A 16,989-nucleotide genomic window follows, 5' to 3' on the forward strand; every position below is an offset into this window, starting at 1 on the left:
ATATTAAAAACTCGTGTCGTTCCAAAGGGTTGATTGCCCCATTTGCGAGTGGTATTGCTTCGATTTGATTAAATCACTGTATAACCTTCAGGGTGCCATAAATGCTTACAACGGTAAAACGGCTATTTGTGCCTGCTGTCAATTATTGGGGTGCACGAAAAGAAACCAGACATTTTGACTATCCCCCTTTGCTGATCGGTGGATGCGGCAGATCCGGAACCACGATTCTGCTCTCGATTGTTTCCGCTCATCCCGCTCTGTTTACCATTCCTGAAGAGCTGGGGATGTTTAATCGCGCTGTAGAATCCGATGACGGCCATATTGTTCCCGGACGAATTGACAGGTTGTATCGGTACATTTTATTCAACCGAATCCCGTCTTCGTGCAGATTTTGGTGTGAAAAGACACCCAGGAATGTGCTCTACCTTGACAAGATCGACCGGTATTTTGGCGGACGGTTTAAATTTATTCATATCATTCGCGATGCCAGGGATGTCGTCCTGTCGCAACATCCCAGTGAGCCGGAGCGATACTGGGTGAGTCCCGAACGATGGGTTCGGGATGTTTCCGCCGGATTGGAGTATGATGAACATCCAAGTGTATTAACCCTTTATTATGAAAATTTGATTCTCGAATTCGAATCGACAGTCAATAAAATTTGTCAATTTTTAAATATTCCTGTAACCGAGGAGATTTTAAATTGGTATAAACATACGCAGGTCAAACAATCCCGCGCCTATTATGAAAAGGTTGAACAGCTTTTTCAAAAATCAATCGGGAAATGGAAACAGGAAAAACATCGCGAGCGGGTAAAGGATGTGCTGGGATACGTGCCGGCCAAAGAATTGCTGGAACGGCTCGGCTATTTGCAATCCTGATTTTTAACGGGTAGAGTAGATATGAAAAATAAAAAAGTGATCATTGGCCTGGGCACAGGACGATGCGGAACACAATCTCTGGTGGGACTTTTAAATCAGGTTCCTGATACGCATATTGATCATGAACGTTTTCCCATTCAGGCCACCTGGCTTGCCAATACGAAATATTTTGAAAGAATTTGCGCCTATCTGGAGCAGAGAGAGGAGAATATAGTCGGTGATGTCTCCTTTTACAATCTTCCCTATGTTTATCTGTTCATGGAACGCTACAAAAATATAAAATTTATCGGTCTCCGTCGGGATAAAGAAGCGACGTTGCAAAGCTATGACAGAAAAACCACGGGACGAAACCATTTTTCCTATCCAAATACAGATCATGAACACCGCTTGTGGGATGAAAAATATCCAAAATTTCTTGATCGGGATAAATACACTGCAATGTCGGATTATTATGATTTGTATTACGGACAAACCGCTTATCTTGAAAAACTCTTTCCCCACAAGGTGCGTGTGTTTGATATGGAGGATTTAAATTTCAGACAGGGCGTACAATCCATTTTCGACTTTTTGAAAATTAAATTCCCGCACATTGATGAGCATTTTATCAATATTCACCGGAATGTGACCGGTGAAACAAAAACCGGTTTTACTCCAGATCAGAGTTCGGTGTTCAAAAGGATGATTCAAAAATGGACCCGATAAAGGCGACCAACCATGAAGCTTTAAAAGCGTTTCAAAAGGCTCAGGAAGAGTTTCGTGCCGCAAATTTTGAAAAAGCGGAACAGTTATTGGCATTCTATCAAAAGAATATCGATGTCGATGCCTTTTCCAGAACGGATAACCGTCAACCGTGTACTGTTCTGGTTTCCGTGGTTATAGTGGCCTATGCCACAAATGAACTGCTGATTGAGTGTCTCGACTCTCTGTCCCGTCAAAGCGATCCACGTTTTGAGATTATTGTGGTCAATAACGGACAAAACGATAGAGTGAGGGAAGAACTGGACCGGAGGCCGCTGCTTCATATCCAGTGTCCCATGAACATGATTCTCTCCGAAGGCCGAAATATCGGTGTTTGTTACGCCCGGGGAACCTATGTTGCTTTTCTGGATGACGACGCGAGGGCCGGTTCAGGTTATATCGCTTCCATTATCTGTGCATTTAGCCGATACCGGATTGCCGCTTTGCGGGAAAGGTGCTGCCCAAGCAGCTTAAAGGGCATCACCGGCGTATTCGGCACTATGATCCGGGAGATGTCGCCATACCGTTTATGATCAACACTGAGGGCAACTCTGCTTTTCGCCGTCACTTGTACATCAAGATGGGAGGGATGAATCCGCTCCTTTTTGGTCACGAAGGTCAGGAATTATCTTTTAAATTAGCACAGGCTTTTGGCGTGGAAGCTGTAATATACTGGCCCGAGACGGTAATTTATCATGATTATTTTGATTCCAACACCGCGTCTGATATCAAACGCGCGCGTCATCGATTGATGAACGAATACATTGAACGAATCTGCCCGGGAATTAAAACATACCGAAAAAAGATCAAGAAACAACTTGGTAAACACCCGGATCAGCCGAATCCTGCTGCCGCGCTCAGGAAGCGCGCCGCGCATGCTGCCGCTTATGTGCACTCTGGAAGCTGGCCATCCCCTTCTCCCAGCTCGACATTCGTTATCTATAATGCCGCGGCACTGGCTCGTGTTCTGGATTCATGTTATTTATTTGTCCAGGCAGGAAGTCGCGAGCCGGTTGACCGGATTTGCCAACAGGATTTTAATATGCAGGTCCCGGACGGATTGCATATTATATCGATTCGTACGGTCTTGTCATCGCTCACAAAAAAGTTGCTCTACCAAAATTACAAACGCCATATCTGTGAGCTGGCAAACCAGGGGCTTGTCAGTGCGATGATCACTCGCCGCGAGACGCTTCTGCCGGTCCTGTTTCCAATTCAGGAAAAATATAAAATTCCTCTTTTATATGAAACGCATGATTTCTATGCTGATCTTTCCGTGCGCGATGATATCGATCCAGGCAAGTCCCGCCAGCAGACGCTGGAGCGGGAGTATATACCGCGTATTTCCGGTGTGATCGGACTACAGTCCCCGCAACTCGACTGGTATAGACGATATTTTCCACAACAGCGGTTTTTTCTGGCTCGAACCGGACTGATTCACCGGTATGAACCGGTTGATTCAGGAAAGTATGTGACCTACCTGGGATCCTGGGAACCGCATAAAGGCGTTGAAATCTTTTTGAACGCCCTGGCGCAATTAAAGCCGTGTCCGCCCGTGTTGTTCGTGGGAGGTAAAACGGAGAAAGAGGTCCAACAATTCAGGGAACGCGTCAGTCGATATATACCACTGAGCGGTGTCAAGATAACGGGTTGGGTGGGGAAGCAGCAGTTGGGCGCCTGGATGAGACAAACGGCTATCGGTGTGTTGCCGCTTATGCCGACATTTTTCAATCGCTATCTTACCTCCCCCTTGAAGCTTTTTGATTATTACAGCTATTCCATTCCGGTTGTCGCCTCGGATTTGCCGACCACACGGGATTTAATTGTTGAAAACGAAACGGGTGTGTTTTTCGATCCCGGAAATTCAGAGCAGCTTGCTGAACGTATCCGTGCTCTGTTGGAGGACAGAGAACATTTGGAGAGCATGCGGCGGCATGTGTACGAGTATGCGAAACAATTCATGTGGGCAAAACGAGCTGAAATTCTGTCAGATATAATCCACAAAGTTCAGATCCTCTGAGTCTGCGCCGGTCTGATCCTTTTGATAATTTCAGTTCCAACCGGCTCAGGATAAAGAGTTTTCATACATTTAAAATGTCCGAGGGGGCAGCGTTGGGATCCGTGTCGACTGCAGGGACGGCAGACCAGGTCTGTTTCGAATACTTTATCTTTGGAACGGAACGGATAAAATCCCAGAGACCGGTGCGTAGGGCCGAAAAATGCGATCACATCGGTTTGCACGGCATTGGCGATGTGCAGAGATCCACTGTCATTTCCCACAAACAGATTGCAGAGCTGTATGAGCGCCGCAGCCTGCAGCAGCGAGGTGGACCCGGCTGTGTTGATGGCGTTTTTGCAGTTTGATGTGTCAATGACCCGTTGACACAGGTCTTTTTCGTTCGCACTGCCGATCATGACGAATGTGACCGGCTCGCCGGCGAGCCCGGAGAGCAGGCTGACAAAATGTTCTTCAGGCCAGCGCTTGGTCGGCCATACCGATCCCGGAGCCACGGCAATGCGGTAATGCTGATCTGGAACTGCAGCCAGTCGGTCTTTAGCTGCCGTTCGTGATTGAGGATCAATTAAGATTTCGGTTTGGATGTCAAACCAATGTTGATGCAATGGAGTGAGCAGAGATAGATTGCGTTTGATTTCTGATATATCCTGTCGGTATCGGACACGGTCGGTCAGCAGAAGGCTCGGCAGTCCGGCACGAAAACCGATACGGCGGGGAATAGCGCTTTTTAAAAGTATTCGCATGCTGGTCAAAGACCGATGCGGAGAAATCGCCAGATCATACTTTACCTTTTTGAGCTTACTCACAGTCTCGGTAAACGCCTGTTTTTTGTTTTCGCGTTTGTCAAAAGTGTAAATATTCGATAAATGCGGATTGTGCCTGACAATATCACGGGTTTGCGGAATGACCAGCGCGTCTATGCGGCTGTTCGGGAACAGCTGTCGCACGGCCCGGATCAACGGGGTGGTTAAAACCAGGTCGCCCAGAAAGGCAGTCTGGACAATGAGAATGCGTTTATAGGTTGTCATGGGGTTTTTATCAGGTTTTCAAAAAATTGTTCGTATTTACGGATTGTTTCCTGAATGGAAAAGGTCTCAGTGGCCGTGTAACAACCGTTTCGGCTCAATTTTTTATACAATTTCTTGTCGTGCAAAAGTTTCTCAATAGTGCGCGCCAACCCTTCGCAGTCACCCGCTTCAAAAAAAAGACCGTTGACGCCATCCTGAATGATATCGATATTTCCCGCAGCACGGGTCGCAATAACCGGCACATTTAATGCCATGGCCTCCAGGATCGCCTGGGAAACCCCTTCTGTCACAGACGGAAGAATTTTTATGTCAAACAATTTATAGTAATACAGTGCATCTTTTTGTTCAATATGACCCAAATAATGAATCGTATGTGGTAGCGTGTATTGATTTGTGATTTGTTTATATTCCGGCCGTTCCGTGACTCCGATCAGGAATAAGGTTACCGGACGGTTCAAGTGTTTCAGCGCCTGCAGCAGCTGCTCCTGCTGCTTTTTTCGGGAAACACACCCCAGTATGGTGGTGTCGGGTTGAATATTAAAAACCGTTTTTAATTCGTTAATTCGTTCGCAATGTTCAAGTTTGTATTTTTCCGGCGGTGTCCCGTTATGGATTACGGTTATGTGGGATGGAGGAATGCCAAGCTCTACCAGCGCATCCCGGACACCGTAGCTTACGGCTACAATTTGCCGGGTGCCATGCGTGTAAAACCAGTTTTGTAGAAAAATACCCGAACTGGCAGGTATCTGGCGTCTGGTGTGAACAACCGGACAATGTAGGGCATAAAGCCAGTTGGCGAGTATTGAGGTGTAGCGGTCCTTGCCGGACTGGGCGTTGATCAATTGAATGTGTCTGGATTTGACGATATTGCGGATATGTCGAATATTGCTTCTGTCCGTTTTGCTGCGGAACCTCATACCAATGGCCGTGGCCCGGGACTGACTGACGAGTCGATATAAAAGAGATTCTTTGGGACAGCCTACATAGACCTTGTGACCGCGCTCCGCAAGGCCGGAAGCCAGATAATGGATGGAATAAGTGGAACCCGCCCCACCGCCTTGATATGTCAAAAATAATAAATTCATAAAGAATTATTTTGCCTTTAATCCATTTTTATGCTTAAATTTACGACTAAATTAAAAACTTTTGCAATGAACACAAAGGTTTTTTCTCACTAAAAGACCTGATTGAGCATGAAATGAACCTTTATAAAAGAGTATTCTCTTATCTTTTCCCTTATTGGAAGCACATGCTGCTTGCCCTGCTGCTGACCCTGGTTTATGTGACATCCAATTACGCTTCCTACTGGATATCCGCATCCTTTATAAAAGAGCTCTTTAATCCGACAAAGGTTGAATCCGTCGAACCCAAAAGCAGCGATGAAACCGGTTTAACAGAAAATGTCACTGATAATGTTTTCAAATCCGAGAAAGGTGATCTGGAAAAGCGAATAAACGATTGGATAAAATCCGTGCTGGTGGCGCCGGACCGGGAACGAACGCTGATCAATATCTGTTTTGTGATATTTATGGCGTTTTTTGTCAAAAATTTATCTGCTTATCTCAGACGGATAACTATTTTTTATATTCAGCTGAACATTGTGATTAGGTTGCGGCAGCAAATTCATGAAACCCTGATGCGATTGCCGTTGCTTTTTCTGGGAACGCGGCATACCGGAAAATACACCTCGGTTGCCTTTAATGACGTGAATGCACTGCAGCAGGTGCTGAAAGACAGTTTTATCAAACTGATCAATCATCCCATTCAGCTGATTGTAAATATCGTTCTGCTGTTTATGATCAGTTGGCGCCTTACGCTTATCTCGATCCTGATTGTTCCGGTCAGTGCCTTTATTATTGTAAAAATCGGTCAGAGCCTGAGACGAAAGAGCCGCAGAGTGTTTCGGCAGATTTCCGTGGTCATGTCCGCTTTTCAGGAATCCGTATCGGCGGTTCGAATCGTCAAGGCATTCACTTCTGAATCAAAAGAGCAGGGACGCTTTGAATCCGCGAATCATAAATATTTTAAAAAAGAATTTCGGGCCAAGCGATTAAATTTTCTGACCAGTCCTCTTAATGAGACGCTGGGTGTCGGAATTTTTGTTGTGCTGCTGTGGTATGGCGGTAATCAGGTTTATGCGGGCACCGGATTGTCTGCGGAAAGCTTTCTGCGCTATCTTGTCATGATGTTTGCGCTCTTTCAGCCGCTACGTGAATTTTCCGGATTGAATAATAAACTGCAGACAGGCATGGCAGCCGCGGAACGGATTTTCGAACTCATTGACTCGCCAAAAGAAGTTTACGATAAACCCAAAGCCAAACGCCTGAATCGGTTTAAGCAGTCCATCGAATTGAAACATGTGACATTTGCCTATGAACCGGGACACACTGTGCTCCGGGATATTCATTTAACAATCAACAAAGGTGAAATGGTGGCGTTTGTTGGACACAGCGGCGCCGGAAAATCTACTCTGGTTGATTTGATCCCGCGTTTTTACGAAATCGAATTCGGCGAGATACTTGTGGACGGGATTAATGTTAAAGAATATACACTCAACTCTTTGCGCGACAAGATTGGTATGGTATCGCAAGAGACTGTTTTGTTCAATGATACCGTACGCATGAATATCGGTTATGGGGTCAATTCCTATACTGATAAAGATATTATCGCCGCCGCCAAGCATGCCAACGCGTGGGAATTTATCAAGGACCTTGAACATCGACTGGATACCGTGATCGGCGAGCGGGGATCGAATCTTTCCGGAGGCCAGCGGCAAAGACTTTCTATCGCGCGCGCCATTATGAAGAACACGCCTATTATGATTTTGGACGAAGCCACCTCGGCTTTGGACACCCAGTCTGAAAAACTGGTTCAATCGGCTATTGATAATCTAATGAAAAACAGAACGGTTCTGGCGATTGCGCATCGGTTGTCAACGGTAATACATGCAGACAAGATTGTGGTCATGGATCAGGGGCGAATTGTCGCGATGGGCAAGCACGAGGAACTGCTCAAACAAAGTCCTGTTTATCAAAATCTCTATGAAATGCAATTCAATAATGAACCCGGCTCATAAATTGTTTGCAAATTTTCATTCTATGTTCTATATTATTGTATAACTATGGTTTAAACGAGATGGGTTGTCCAATCATAAAAATAAATCAAAAAACTCCCGAACATGGTAAAATTGAGCGCGCCGCCCAGGTATTAATTAATGGTGGTGTGATTGGTTATCCTACTGAAACGGTTTATGGCCTGGGGTGTAATGCCTATAACAGCCATGCGGTGGAGCGCATCTATAAACTGAAGCAAAGAGACCGTCGAAAAGCGTTGATTCTGATAGCCGGGGACATTATGCAGATCAGTGATATGGTGGAAACCATCCCTGAATCTGCAGAGCGTCTGATCAATAATTTTTGGCCGGGTCCTTTGACCCTGATTTTCGAATCTTCCTCCCGTATTCGTGAATTTGCGTTTGGGCGTTCAAAGACGGTTGCCATTCGCATTCCTGATTCACTGATCTGCCAGGAGTTAATCAAAGAAACAGGCTTTCCCCTGGTATCCACCAGCGCCAATCGAAGCGGTGAACCGGCGGCAACTACGGCGCAGCAGGTTAAAAAAGTGTTTCAATCAGAAATCGATTTGATCATCGACGGCGGAAAGACTTTTGAAACCACTCCTTCAACACTGGTTGATATTACCAAAACACCGGCCCGAATTGTGAGGGAAGGCGCCATTTCGAGTCTTGAAATCAATACCGTACTAGAAACCGTTTAAATTATTTTGAATATTTTATTTATTTGTTCCGGAAATATCTGCCGCAGCCCGGCGGCAAAAGCCCTTTTACAAAATCATTTGCCCCGGAGTGCAGGTGATAAGGTTAAAGTAGATTCAGCCGGTACGCTCGGGATTGAAGGACAGCCTGCCCCTGATGCCTTGATTACCCTGTTTGCAGAAAAGGAAATCGGACTTTTTCAGCACCGTTCAAAGGGGGTCACGGATGAACTGGTTGAAGCGGCCGATCTTGTTCTCGGTATGGCGCCGGAGCATTTAAAATACCTGATGAATCAATTTCCGGGAATTGAAAAGAAACTGGACCTGCTGGGGCACTATGGCAGACCGGAACCCTATGCCCGCAAGCATATCATTCAAGATCCTTACGGGGGATCAATCCAGGAATATAAACAAGCCGTGGATCGGATTGAACAGGAGGTTGCCCGAATCACGCCAATTCTCCTAAAACAACGATCTGATTAAAAAAAAGCTTGTTTCTTTTTAAAAAAATTTTAGTTTATAAGAGTCGCGACTCTTTAAATCATTTAACTATTCACCATATCTTATGGGGGCTATTATGGCTTTCGACAGCAAGGGAACAGTAAACAAGGTTATTCTGATCGGAAGATTGGGACAGGATCCGGAACTCAAGTATACCGCAAGTGGAGCTGCTGTTTTAAATTTATCCATCGCCACCAACACGTCCTACAAAGACAGAGACGGGAATTATGTTGACAACACCGAATGGAACCGGGTTGTGGTTTGGCGTAAAATAGCAGAAGCAATCGCCAATATGGCCAAGAAAGGCAGCCGCGTTTATGTGGAAGGTCGTCTTCAGACTCGTTCATGGGATGATCAAAACGGTAATAAACGTTATACGACAGAAGTACAGGCGGATCAGATTCAAATGCTGGAAAGCTCCGGAGGAAGTGGCGGCAACTATTCATCCAATAATTCAAATTCCGTCCAGGACTCCCAGCAGGCACCGCCTCCGGAACCTGATGTTCCGGAAGCACAGGAAAAGATGGAAGATGATCTCCCGTTTTAGCGGTTAGAGATTCTCCCGTTAAATGCTTTAATCCAAAACCTGGACTTTTGTTCAGGTTTTGGATTTTTTCAAGGCTGACTATGGATACTCATCGATTGATAGAGCTGGCCATTCAGGCCAGAAAGCCGGAATTGGCGCCTTACTCCGGGTTTTCGGTTGGAGCTGCTTTGTTGACGCAAACCGGTCATGTATATACCGGTTGTAATATTGAATCCAGCTCCTATGGATTAACGATTTGTGCAGAGCGTGTGGCCTTGTTCAAGGCGCTGTCAGAGGGGGAGACAAAATTTTCAGCCATCGCTATAGTCGCGCCCGGCAGCAACGGCGCACCGCCCTGCGGCGCCTGCAGACAGCTTTTAAATGATTATGCCCCCAACCTTTTTGTGCATATCGCATCGCTCAATGGTGAGGTTAATACAGAAACCATCAAAGACCTGCTGCCGCTTGCGTTCGACGGAGGGTTTTTGTCCGATGAATAATGAGCAATCTATAAAGATTATCGGGATCGCCGGGAGCTCTGGTTCGGGAAAAAGCTTTTTTGCACGTGTTTTAAGTTCCGCCTTTCCTGAGCATAATGTGATCATACTATCCCAGGATCATTATTATAAAGATTTGTCCGAGGTGCCGGAGCAGGAGCGTCAGGCTTTGAATTTTGATCAACCCGAGGCCGTAGATTTTGAATTGCTTGGAACTCATCTCTATGCGCTGAAAAATGGCGAGCCTGTCTATCAACCTCTCTATGATTTTGCGCACCATAACCGATTATCCGAAACCCGCTATGTCGAACCCAAAGACATTATAATACTGGATGGTATATTGGTTCTTTCCGTTTCATCCATTCGCGATTTGTGTGATATAAAAGTGTATGTCGATACTCCTCTTGATTTGTGTTTTATACGACGGTTGCAGCGGGACATTGTTGAGCGGGGCCGGACTGTCGATTCGGTCATTCAGCAGTATTGTAAAAGTGTACGTCCGATGTTTTTAGAATATGTACAGCCCTGCCGGGATCATGCTGATGTGGTTGTAAAGGGACAGGGGGATATGCTGGCCGATCGTGAGCGTATTTTGGAATTGATGAACCCGGTATGTATGGATAACAAGGCATAGAATGCTGATATCAGCTGCGAAAGGAAGGCGTTCGAGGAACTGAATGAATATCGGAAAATGGTTAATCCTGTCCGGGGTCGCGTTGATTGGGATCGGCATTCTGGTGGTATTGCTGCAGAAACTTGGAATTCAGCCGGGCAGGCTGCCCGGTGATATTGTGTGGCGCGGAAAACATACCACTGTTTATTTCCCAATTGTAACAGGTCTTTTGCTTTCAATTCTGTTAACCCTTTTATTCAAATTGTTTAAATAAAGGTTTTTTATGATAAGTGTCGTACCTAATGATATGGGCTGGATCGAGATGATTTGCGGTCCCATGTTCAGCGGTAAATCCGAAGAGTTGATTCGTCGATTACGGCGGGCAGAGATTGCGAAACTCAATACCGCTATTTTTAAACCCGAGATTGATAATCGATATTCCAATAATCATATTGTATCTCACAGTGAGCAACGAATTGAATCTATTTCCGTCACCGGCGCTCAGGATATTCGGGAGAATGTCGGGAATGCTCAGGTTATCGGAATCGATGAAGCGCAGTTTTTTGATATGGACCTTGTGGATGTGTGTCAGGAACTGGCCAATAAGGGCAAACGAGTCATCGTGGCGGGACTGGATCAGGATTACACCGGAAAACCCTTTGATCCGGTTCCTCAACTGCTGGCAGTGGCAGAGTTTATTACGAAAACTCTGGCCATTTGTATGAAATGCGGCAATCCGGCGGATCGGACCCAGCGATTGACTCATGATTCTCAGCGTGTTATTGTCGGGGCCTCGAATATTTACGAGGCCCGCTGTCGTTTTTGCCATATCGTGGAAAAATAACTATCCCTGTTTCGGAGGACCGGTATGCGGTTTATTGGTATTTTAGGCTTGTTGGCTTTTGTATTGATCGCTTATGCGTTTTCCACAAACCGCAAGGCGGTCAAGTTACGGATTATCCTGTGGGGTATGGGGCTGCAGATTCTGTTTGCATTCATTATTCTCAGTGAAACATTTTTGTCCTGGGCGGGGATGGGTGTGTTTGGCATCCTGCTTCTGTTTTATTTATTCTCGGACAAACTTTTGGCAAAACCCAAATGGACGGACAGTCTGATACCCGGCCTAACTGCTGCGCTGATCGCCGTGGCGGTCGCCGGACTTTCTTATTGGCTCTATCCTGTAGGCATCACCTCTGTTGTCTTTTATCTCAGCCTGTTTGCCTGGGTTGTGGCCATACTGATGAAAAAACCGGGATGGGTTCGTTATCTGTTTGCTGTATTGATGTTCACCGGTCTTGGTTTGCTTATGAGCCGCGGTGTATACGGCTATATGATTTTTGACAAACTTGCCGACGGTGTGGATCGCTTTTTAAAACTGGCGGATCTGGGGAGTACGTTTTTGTTTGGGAATCTGGCAAAACAGGAACATTTTTCCGGGACCGATACCTGGCCCGGATTTGGATATCAGTTTGCATTCTCTGTTCTTCCGGTTATCATCTTTTTTTCCGCCTGCATGTCCATTTTGTATTATTTGGGAATCATTCAGCGAGTGATCAATGTGATGGCGCATTTTATGCGCTGGACCCTGGGAACCTCAGGTGCGGAAACCCTGTCCTGTACGTCTAATATATTTGTCGGACAAACCGAAGCCCCTCTGCTGATCAAACCTTTTCTGGAAAACATGACAAAATCCGAGCTGCATGCTATTATGACCGGTGGATTTGCAACCATTGCGGGGAGCGTCTTGGGCGGCTATATTCGTATGGGGATTGATCCTCAACATCTCATTGCCGCCAGTGTATTGTCCGCTCCTGCAGCCTTGGTAATGGCCAAAATCTGGATGCCCGAGACCGAGCAATCCGAGACCGCCGGAGATGTGCAAGTGCCGGATGTCGGACGTGCCGATAATTTATTGGATGCCGCCTCCCAGGGGTGACTGACGGCCTGAAACTTGCCTTGAACGTCGGGGCCATGCTGCTGGCATTTATTGCATTGATCGGTCTGGTGGATATCGCTATGGGATGGATGGACAAGCTGGTGGATCACCGGCTGCTGGGCGGCGCTTTGAATCCCGCAAAGCAGGAATACAATGGTGTTTTCCCGGGAAGTCTCAAAACGTTGTTTGGTACACTGTTCTCTCCCCTTGCTTTTTTAATGGGTGTGCCGTGGAAAGATGCCATGGACGTGGGGAATTTGCTCGGGATTAAAATTGCTGTGAATGAATTTGTGGGATACGCCGAGCTGGCCAAACATGTGGCCGCACAGGACCTGTCTCCGCGCTCGCTGACCATAGCTACGTATGCCTTGTGCGGATTCGCCAATTTTTCCTCGATCGGCATTCAGATCGGTGGTATCAGCGCGTTAGCTCCCGGAAGACGTTCTGATCTTTCCCGGCTGGCGATGCGCGCCATGTTTGCAGGCGCGTTTGCATCATGGATGACCGCCACCATTGCCGGTATTGTACTTTGATTTCATCGATACTGAAAGTCCAGGCCAGTTGATGGTTTGGTGATTTGTAATAAACAAAGCATTTGTCCGCTTTCTGGAGGAGTCACATGAAGTTAAAAGATAAAGTTTCGGACGCCCTTGAAATAATCCGTAAACAGATTCCAGAGCCGCCGGAAACAGCGGTTGTTCTCGGCTCCGGTATGGGAGGATTTGCCCATCTGCTGGATGATGCTGTAATCCTGAACGCCTCCGATATCCCTCATTATCCGGTATCGACCGTTCCCGGGCATCAGGGACGATGGGTGTGCGGATCTCTGAATAAACGGCCTGTCCTCTGTGTACAGGGTCGCGTGCATCATTACGAAGGATATTCCCTGGCCCAGGTGACTTTTTATGTTCATCTGCTCGCCAGTATGGGAATCAAAAACTTGATTTTGACAACCGCCAGCGGTGGATTAAATCCTGATTACAAGCCCGGCGACATTATGCTGATCAAAGATCATATTAATTTTGCCTTTCGAAATCCTTTGATCGGACCATCCGATGATCAGCTCGGCCCGCGTTTTCCGGATATGAGCGAACCCTATGATGCCGGTTTGCGCCGGATTGCGGAACAGGCGGCAGGGCGTATAAATCTGCAGTTGCGGCAGGGCGTGTTTGTCTGGGTGATCGGTCCCAGCTATGAAACCGCGGCCGAGGTCAAGGCTCTGCACATGCTGGGCGGTGATTCGGTATCCATGTCCACGGTTCCGGAGGTTATTGTCGCGCGACAGCGTTCGCTGCGGCTGCTGGGATTGTCTCTGATCACCAATTTGGGCACCGGGTTGTCCGGAAAACCGCTTTCGCATGAAGAGGTTAAATTGACGGCGGAAGCGTCAGCCGCTACGCTGCAGACCCTGATCACGGAAACCCTGAATCTGATGCCCTGAACAGCCAGTGCCGGTGAACAGGGATTTTTTGGAGCTTTTGGAAAACCATCGAATAAAATCGACATAAATTCTGTTATCTGATAAAAACTGACCTTGAGGGAATATCATGCTGACGGAACGAATCAAAGTTGCCCGGGGAGAAACGAAAGCTGATCTCTTGTTCACCAACGGACGTGTTATCGATGTTTACGGCAACAGTATTGTCCAACAGGATGTTGCTGTCTGGCAGGACCGTATCATTGGCATCGGACCCGGATATCGGGCCAAACAGACGGTTGATCTTCAGGGCGCTTGTATCTCGCCGGGTTTTATCGACGCTCACGTCCACATCGAAAGCTCCATGGTGGAAATCCCTCAATTTACACGCGCTGTTCTTCCTATCGGCACCACAACCGTGGTCACCGACCCGCACGAAATCGCCAATGTACTCGGCTATGAAGGTATCCGCTATATGATGGATTCCGCCAAACACAATCCCCTGAATGTGTATTTTATGCTGTCCTCCTGTGTTCCGTCTACGCATCTGGAAACATCCGGTTCTCAGCTTCGGGCGTTTGATATTTTGCCGTTGCTGGAGAGCAAATGGATTCTGGGGCTGGCTGAAATGATGAATTATCCGGGTGTGTTGAATCGGGACCAGGATGTGATGGACAAGCTGGGTATCGTGGGTTCGAAGCGGGTTGACGGGCATGCTCCCGGATTGAGCGGCAAGGATCTGAATGCTTATATCGCAGCCGGAGTCGAATCGGATCACGAATGTACCACCGCTGAGGAAGCTGAAGAAAAGCTAAGGTGCGGCATGTATATTATGATTCGAGAAGGTTCCGGAGCCAAAAATTTGCAGGCTTTGCTTCCGCTTGTGAATCAAAACAACGAACGTCGATTTATGTTCTGCACCGATGATCGACATCCTCATGACATTCTAAAGGAAGGGCATATCAACTATATTATCAGACAGTCGGTGCGCCTCGGACTGCCGCCGATCACGGCTATCCGTATGGCGACGCTGAATCCGGCTGAATATTTTAATTTACGTCTTTTGGGCGCTATTGCACCCGGCAAGATGGCAGACCTGGTGATCTTTGAGGATTTCGAGTCCATGGCGATACAGCAGGTGTATAAAAACGGCAAATTGGTGGCCTCGAAAGGAAAGCCGGTGTACAAGGTTCCGGATTACAAGGTAAATCCGGTTCGAAGTTCTGTTAATATTAAATGGCTCGAGGGTGGAGAATTCCAAATTCCCGCAACCGGGAAAAAAGCCAGGGTGATCGAAATTATACCCGATCAGATCGTGACAAAAGAGCTGATCACGCCTGTTTCCTCTTGCAACGGATTAGTAGAATCCGATACCGAGCATGATATTCTGCACTTTTATGTGCTGGAGCGGCATCGGGCGACGGGTAATATCGGCAAAGGTTTGGTCAAGGGATTTGGACTCAAACAGGGGGCAGTGGCCACCACGATCAATCACGACAGCCATAACCTTGCGGTGCTGGGTGTGGATGAACATGATATTGAAAAAGCAGTGATTACGCTGAACAAGATAGGTGGCGGAATCGCTGTTGTTTGTAATCGCGAGGTGGTTGATGTTCTGGAACTGCCGATTGCCGGACTCATGTCGCATCAACCTCTTGAAACGATCAGCAAACGCATGCACAAGATTACAGAATCCATCAAAGCGCTGGGGTGCGAACTGGACGACCCGGTCATGTTATTGTCCTTTCTTGCACTGCCGGTTATTCCCCAACTCAAACTTACTGACAAGGGATTGGTTGATGTATCATTGTTTAAACATGTTGATCTGTTTGTTAAATAATGTTAAAATGGCCGCATCCTTCTGATATCTCTTGACTTTTTTCAAAAAAATGCTTAAACTTAACATCCTTATTGTAAGGAAAAAGATAGTGCTGGTTCGGCATTAACCTTTGTAATTAAAAGATTTCTGCCGATTTTTTTATGTATCAAAGATAATATGGAGGCTGGTAAAATGGCAACAAAAATAGCTATTAATGGATTTGGAAGAATTGGACGCCTGGTTTTCCGTGTCGCTCATGCACGAGATGATATGGAAGTGGTTCAGGTTAACGATATTACTGATTCAAAGACATTGGCACATTTGCTGAAATATGATTCCGTACAGGGAAAATTCCCCGGTGAAGTCAAGACTGATGGTGATAACCTGGTGGTTGACGGCAAGGTGGTCAAAGTATCTGCCGAACGTGATCCGGAAGCATTGCCCTGGAAAAGATCTTGGAGTTGATATTGCAATCGAATCCACCGGCGTATTCCGTAATCGTGCACAAATTGAAAAACATCTCAAAGCCGGCGCTAAAAAGGTAATCCTGACCGTTCCGGCCAAAGATGAAATTGATGGAATGATTGTACTGGGTGTGAATGACAGTGACTTGAAAGCAGCTGACAAAATTATTTCCAACGCATCCTGTACCACCAACTGTCTTGCTCCGGTTGCCAAAGTTCTGAATGATAAATTCGGGATTGAAAGCGGATTGATGACAACGGTTCACGCTTATACCAATGATCAGAATTCGCTTGATGCGCCTCACAAGGATCTGCGACGCGCGCGTGCGGCCGCTGTGTCTATTATTCCCACAACGACCGGCGCTGCAAAAGCGGTGGGTAAAGTGATTCCCGATTTGAATGGTAAACTGGACGGATTTGCAATGCGTGTTCCCACTCCGGACGGTTCTGTGGTTGATCTGACTGCTGTTCTGAGTAAAGAGGTGACAGTTAAAGATATCAATGCAGCGATGAAAGAAGCGGCTGAAGGTCCGATGAAAGGTATTCTGGAATACACTGAAGATCCTATTGTTTCCATGGATATTGTCGGTAATCCGGCCAGTCTCCATTTTTGACGCTCTGTCTACGATGGTCATGGGCGACAAAGGCAAACATATCAAAGTCTTATCCTGGTATGATAATGAGTGGGGTTACTCGAACCGTGTGATTGATCTGGCTGCCAAAGCCGCTGCAATGTAAATATTTGACATCTGGGCCGGTTTGCCGGCCCAGATTATATGAA

The 16,989-nt window shown here is 46.7% G+C and carries 16 protein-coding genes and 2 pseudogenes; 16 read left to right on the forward strand and 2 right to left on the reverse strand.

The window, feature by feature from the left end; translation table 11 throughout:
- The first annotated feature begins 101 nt into the window (after nt 1–101).
- The 4 genes from U5R06_24215 to U5R06_24230 are packed head-to-tail and all read left to right on the forward strand — an operon-like array spanning nt 102 to nt 3,636.
- Nucleotides 102–878, forward strand: a complete 777-nt coding sequence (locus U5R06_24215; protein ID MDZ7725844.1) for a sulfotransferase — start codon at nt 102–104, stop codon at nt 876–878.
- 21 nt (nt 879–899) lie between these two features.
- Nucleotides 900–1,580 (forward strand): hypothetical protein, encoded by a 681-nt coding sequence (locus tag U5R06_24220; GenBank protein MDZ7725845.1) that lies wholly within the window; start codon nt 900–902, stop codon nt 1,578–1,580.
- Complete coding sequence (locus U5R06_24225) at nt 1,568–2,149, forward strand: glycosyltransferase family 2 protein (GenBank protein MDZ7725846.1); 582 nt, start codon at nt 1,568–1,570, stop codon at nt 2,147–2,149. Before U5R06_24220 ends, U5R06_24225 begins: the two co-directional genes overlap by 13 nt.
- Complete coding sequence (locus U5R06_24230; GenBank protein ID MDZ7725847.1) at nt 2,071–3,636, forward strand: glycosyltransferase; 1,566 nt, start codon at nt 2,071–2,073, stop codon at nt 3,634–3,636. The genes U5R06_24225 and U5R06_24230 overlap by 79 nt, the downstream gene beginning before the upstream one ends.
- Here U5R06_24230 and waaF read toward each other — a convergent pair.
- Together waaF and U5R06_24240 are read right to left on the reverse strand one after the other, a co-directional pair.
- The gene (gene waaF / locus U5R06_24235; protein MDZ7725848.1) at nt 3,624–4,661 is read right to left on the reverse strand and encodes a lipopolysaccharide heptosyltransferase II; all 1,038 of its coding nucleotides are present in this window, start codon (nt 4,659–4,661) and stop codon (nt 3,624–3,626) included. The two genes, U5R06_24230 and waaF, sit on opposite strands and share 13 nt — an antisense overlap.
- Nucleotides 4,658–5,746, reverse strand: coding sequence for a glycosyltransferase family 4 protein (locus tag U5R06_24240; protein ID MDZ7725849.1), 1,089 nt, complete (start codon nt 5,744–5,746; stop codon nt 4,658–4,660). The genes waaF and U5R06_24240 overlap by 4 nt, the downstream gene beginning before the upstream one ends.
- Before the next feature lie 113 nt (nt 5,747–5,859).
- Here U5R06_24240 and U5R06_24245 point away from each other — a divergent pair, with 113 nt between their 5' ends.
- The 12 genes and pseudogenes from U5R06_24245 to gap all read left to right on the forward strand — a co-directional run bounded on the left by U5R06_24245 (nt 5,860) and on the right by gap (nt 16,946).
- On the forward strand, nt 5,860–7,737 hold the full coding sequence (locus U5R06_24245) for an ABC transporter ATP-binding protein (GenBank protein ID MDZ7725850.1): 1,878 nt from the start codon (nt 5,860–5,862) through the stop codon (nt 7,735–7,737).
- Nucleotides 7,738–7,796: 59 nt separating this feature from the next.
- Entirely contained in the window at nt 7,797–8,438 is a 642-nt protein-coding gene (locus U5R06_24250; GenBank protein MDZ7725851.1) for an L-threonylcarbamoyladenylate synthase, read from the forward strand.
- 6 nt (nt 8,439–8,444) lie between these two features.
- A complete protein-coding gene (locus U5R06_24255) occupies nt 8,445–8,918 on the forward strand; it encodes a hypothetical protein (protein ID MDZ7725852.1) in 474 nt (157 codons plus the stop codon).
- Between the two features lie 94 nt (nt 8,919–9,012).
- Nucleotides 9,013–9,483 (forward strand): single-stranded DNA-binding protein, encoded by a 471-nt coding sequence (locus U5R06_24260; protein MDZ7725853.1) that lies wholly within the window; start codon nt 9,013–9,015, stop codon nt 9,481–9,483.
- An 80-nt stretch (nt 9,484–9,563) separates the two neighbouring features.
- Nucleotides 9,564–9,962, forward strand: a complete 399-nt coding sequence (locus tag U5R06_24265) for a cytidine deaminase (GenBank protein MDZ7725854.1) — start codon at nt 9,564–9,566, stop codon at nt 9,960–9,962.
- Nucleotides 9,955–10,593: a uridine kinase gene (gene udk, locus U5R06_24270; GenBank protein ID MDZ7725855.1), complete on the forward strand. Its 639-nt coding sequence runs from the start codon at nt 9,955–9,957 to the stop codon at nt 10,591–10,593. Before U5R06_24265 ends, udk begins: the two co-directional genes overlap by 8 nt.
- Before the next feature lie 43 nt (nt 10,594–10,636).
- Nucleotides 10,637–10,846 (forward strand): DUF2905 domain-containing protein, encoded by a 210-nt coding sequence (locus U5R06_24275; GenBank protein MDZ7725856.1) that lies wholly within the window; start codon nt 10,637–10,639, stop codon nt 10,844–10,846.
- Nucleotides 10,847–10,855: 9 nt separating this feature from the next.
- Nucleotides 10,856–11,416 carry a thymidine kinase gene (locus tag U5R06_24280; protein MDZ7725857.1) on the forward strand — a complete coding sequence of 187 codons (561 nt, stop codon included), beginning with the start codon at nt 10,856–10,858 and terminating at the stop codon, nt 11,414–11,416.
- A 24-nt stretch (nt 11,417–11,440) separates the two neighbouring features.
- Nucleotides 11,441–13,041, forward strand: a pseudogene (locus U5R06_24285) (nucleoside transporter C-terminal domain-containing protein).
- 86 nt (nt 13,042–13,127) lie between these two features.
- Complete coding sequence (locus tag U5R06_24290) at nt 13,128–13,949, forward strand: purine-nucleoside phosphorylase (GenBank protein MDZ7725858.1); 822 nt, start codon at nt 13,128–13,130, stop codon at nt 13,947–13,949.
- Nucleotides 13,950–14,055: 106 nt separating this feature from the next.
- Complete coding sequence (gene ade, locus U5R06_24295; protein MDZ7725859.1) at nt 14,056–15,765, forward strand: adenine deaminase; 1,710 nt, start codon at nt 14,056–14,058, stop codon at nt 15,763–15,765.
- A 171-nt stretch (nt 15,766–15,936) separates the two neighbouring features.
- A pseudogene (gene gap, locus U5R06_24300) lies at nt 15,937–16,946 on the forward strand (type I glyceraldehyde-3-phosphate dehydrogenase).
- Nucleotides 16,947–16,989: the final 43 nt, after the last annotated feature.

The sequence above is a fragment of the candidate division KSB1 bacterium genome (assembly GCA_034521575.1).
In the GTDB taxonomy this organism is placed as follows: Bacteria; Zhuqueibacterota; Zhuqueibacteria; order Residuimicrobiales; family Krinioviventaceae; genus JAXHMJ01.

Excerpts from the sequence above, each read along its gene's own strand:
- udk (MDZ7725855.1), top strand. The coding sequence starts at position 9,955 with ATGAATAATGAGCAATCTATAAAGATTATCGGGATCGCCGGGAGCTCT.
- U5R06_24265 (MDZ7725854.1), top strand. The coding sequence starts at position 9,564 with ATGGATACTCATCGATTGATAGAGCTGGCCATTCAGGCCAGAAAGCCG.
- U5R06_24280 (MDZ7725857.1), top strand. The coding sequence starts at position 10,856 with ATGATAAGTGTCGTACCTAATGATATGGGCTGGATCGAGATGATTTGC.
- ade (MDZ7725859.1), top strand. The coding sequence starts at position 14,056 with ATGCTGACGGAACGAATCAAAGTTGCCCGGGGAGAAACGAAAGCTGAT.
- waaF (MDZ7725848.1), bottom strand. The coding sequence starts at position 4,661 with ATGACAACCTATAAACGCATTCTCATTGTCCAGACTGCCTTTCTGGGC.
- U5R06_24275 (MDZ7725856.1), top strand. The coding sequence starts at position 10,637 with ATGAATATCGGAAAATGGTTAATCCTGTCCGGGGTCGCGTTGATTGGG.
- U5R06_24220 (MDZ7725845.1), top strand. The coding sequence starts at position 900 with ATGAAAAATAAAAAAGTGATCATTGGCCTGGGCACAGGACGATGCGGA.
- U5R06_24225 (MDZ7725846.1), top strand. The coding sequence starts at position 1,568 with ATGGACCCGATAAAGGCGACCAACCATGAAGCTTTAAAAGCGTTTCAA.
- U5R06_24290 (MDZ7725858.1), top strand. The coding sequence starts at position 13,128 with ATGAAGTTAAAAGATAAAGTTTCGGACGCCCTTGAAATAATCCGTAAA.
- U5R06_24240 (MDZ7725849.1), bottom strand. The coding sequence starts at position 5,746 with ATGAATTTATTATTTTTGACATATCAAGGCGGTGGGGCGGGTTCCACT.
- U5R06_24250 (MDZ7725851.1), top strand. The coding sequence starts at position 7,797 with ATGGGTTGTCCAATCATAAAAATAAATCAAAAAACTCCCGAACATGGT.
- U5R06_24215 (MDZ7725844.1), top strand. The coding sequence starts at position 102 with ATGCTTACAACGGTAAAACGGCTATTTGTGCCTGCTGTCAATTATTGG.
- U5R06_24260 (MDZ7725853.1), top strand. The coding sequence starts at position 9,013 with ATGGCTTTCGACAGCAAGGGAACAGTAAACAAGGTTATTCTGATCGGA.
- U5R06_24245 (MDZ7725850.1), top strand. The coding sequence starts at position 5,860 with ATGAACCTTTATAAAAGAGTATTCTCTTATCTTTTCCCTTATTGGAAG.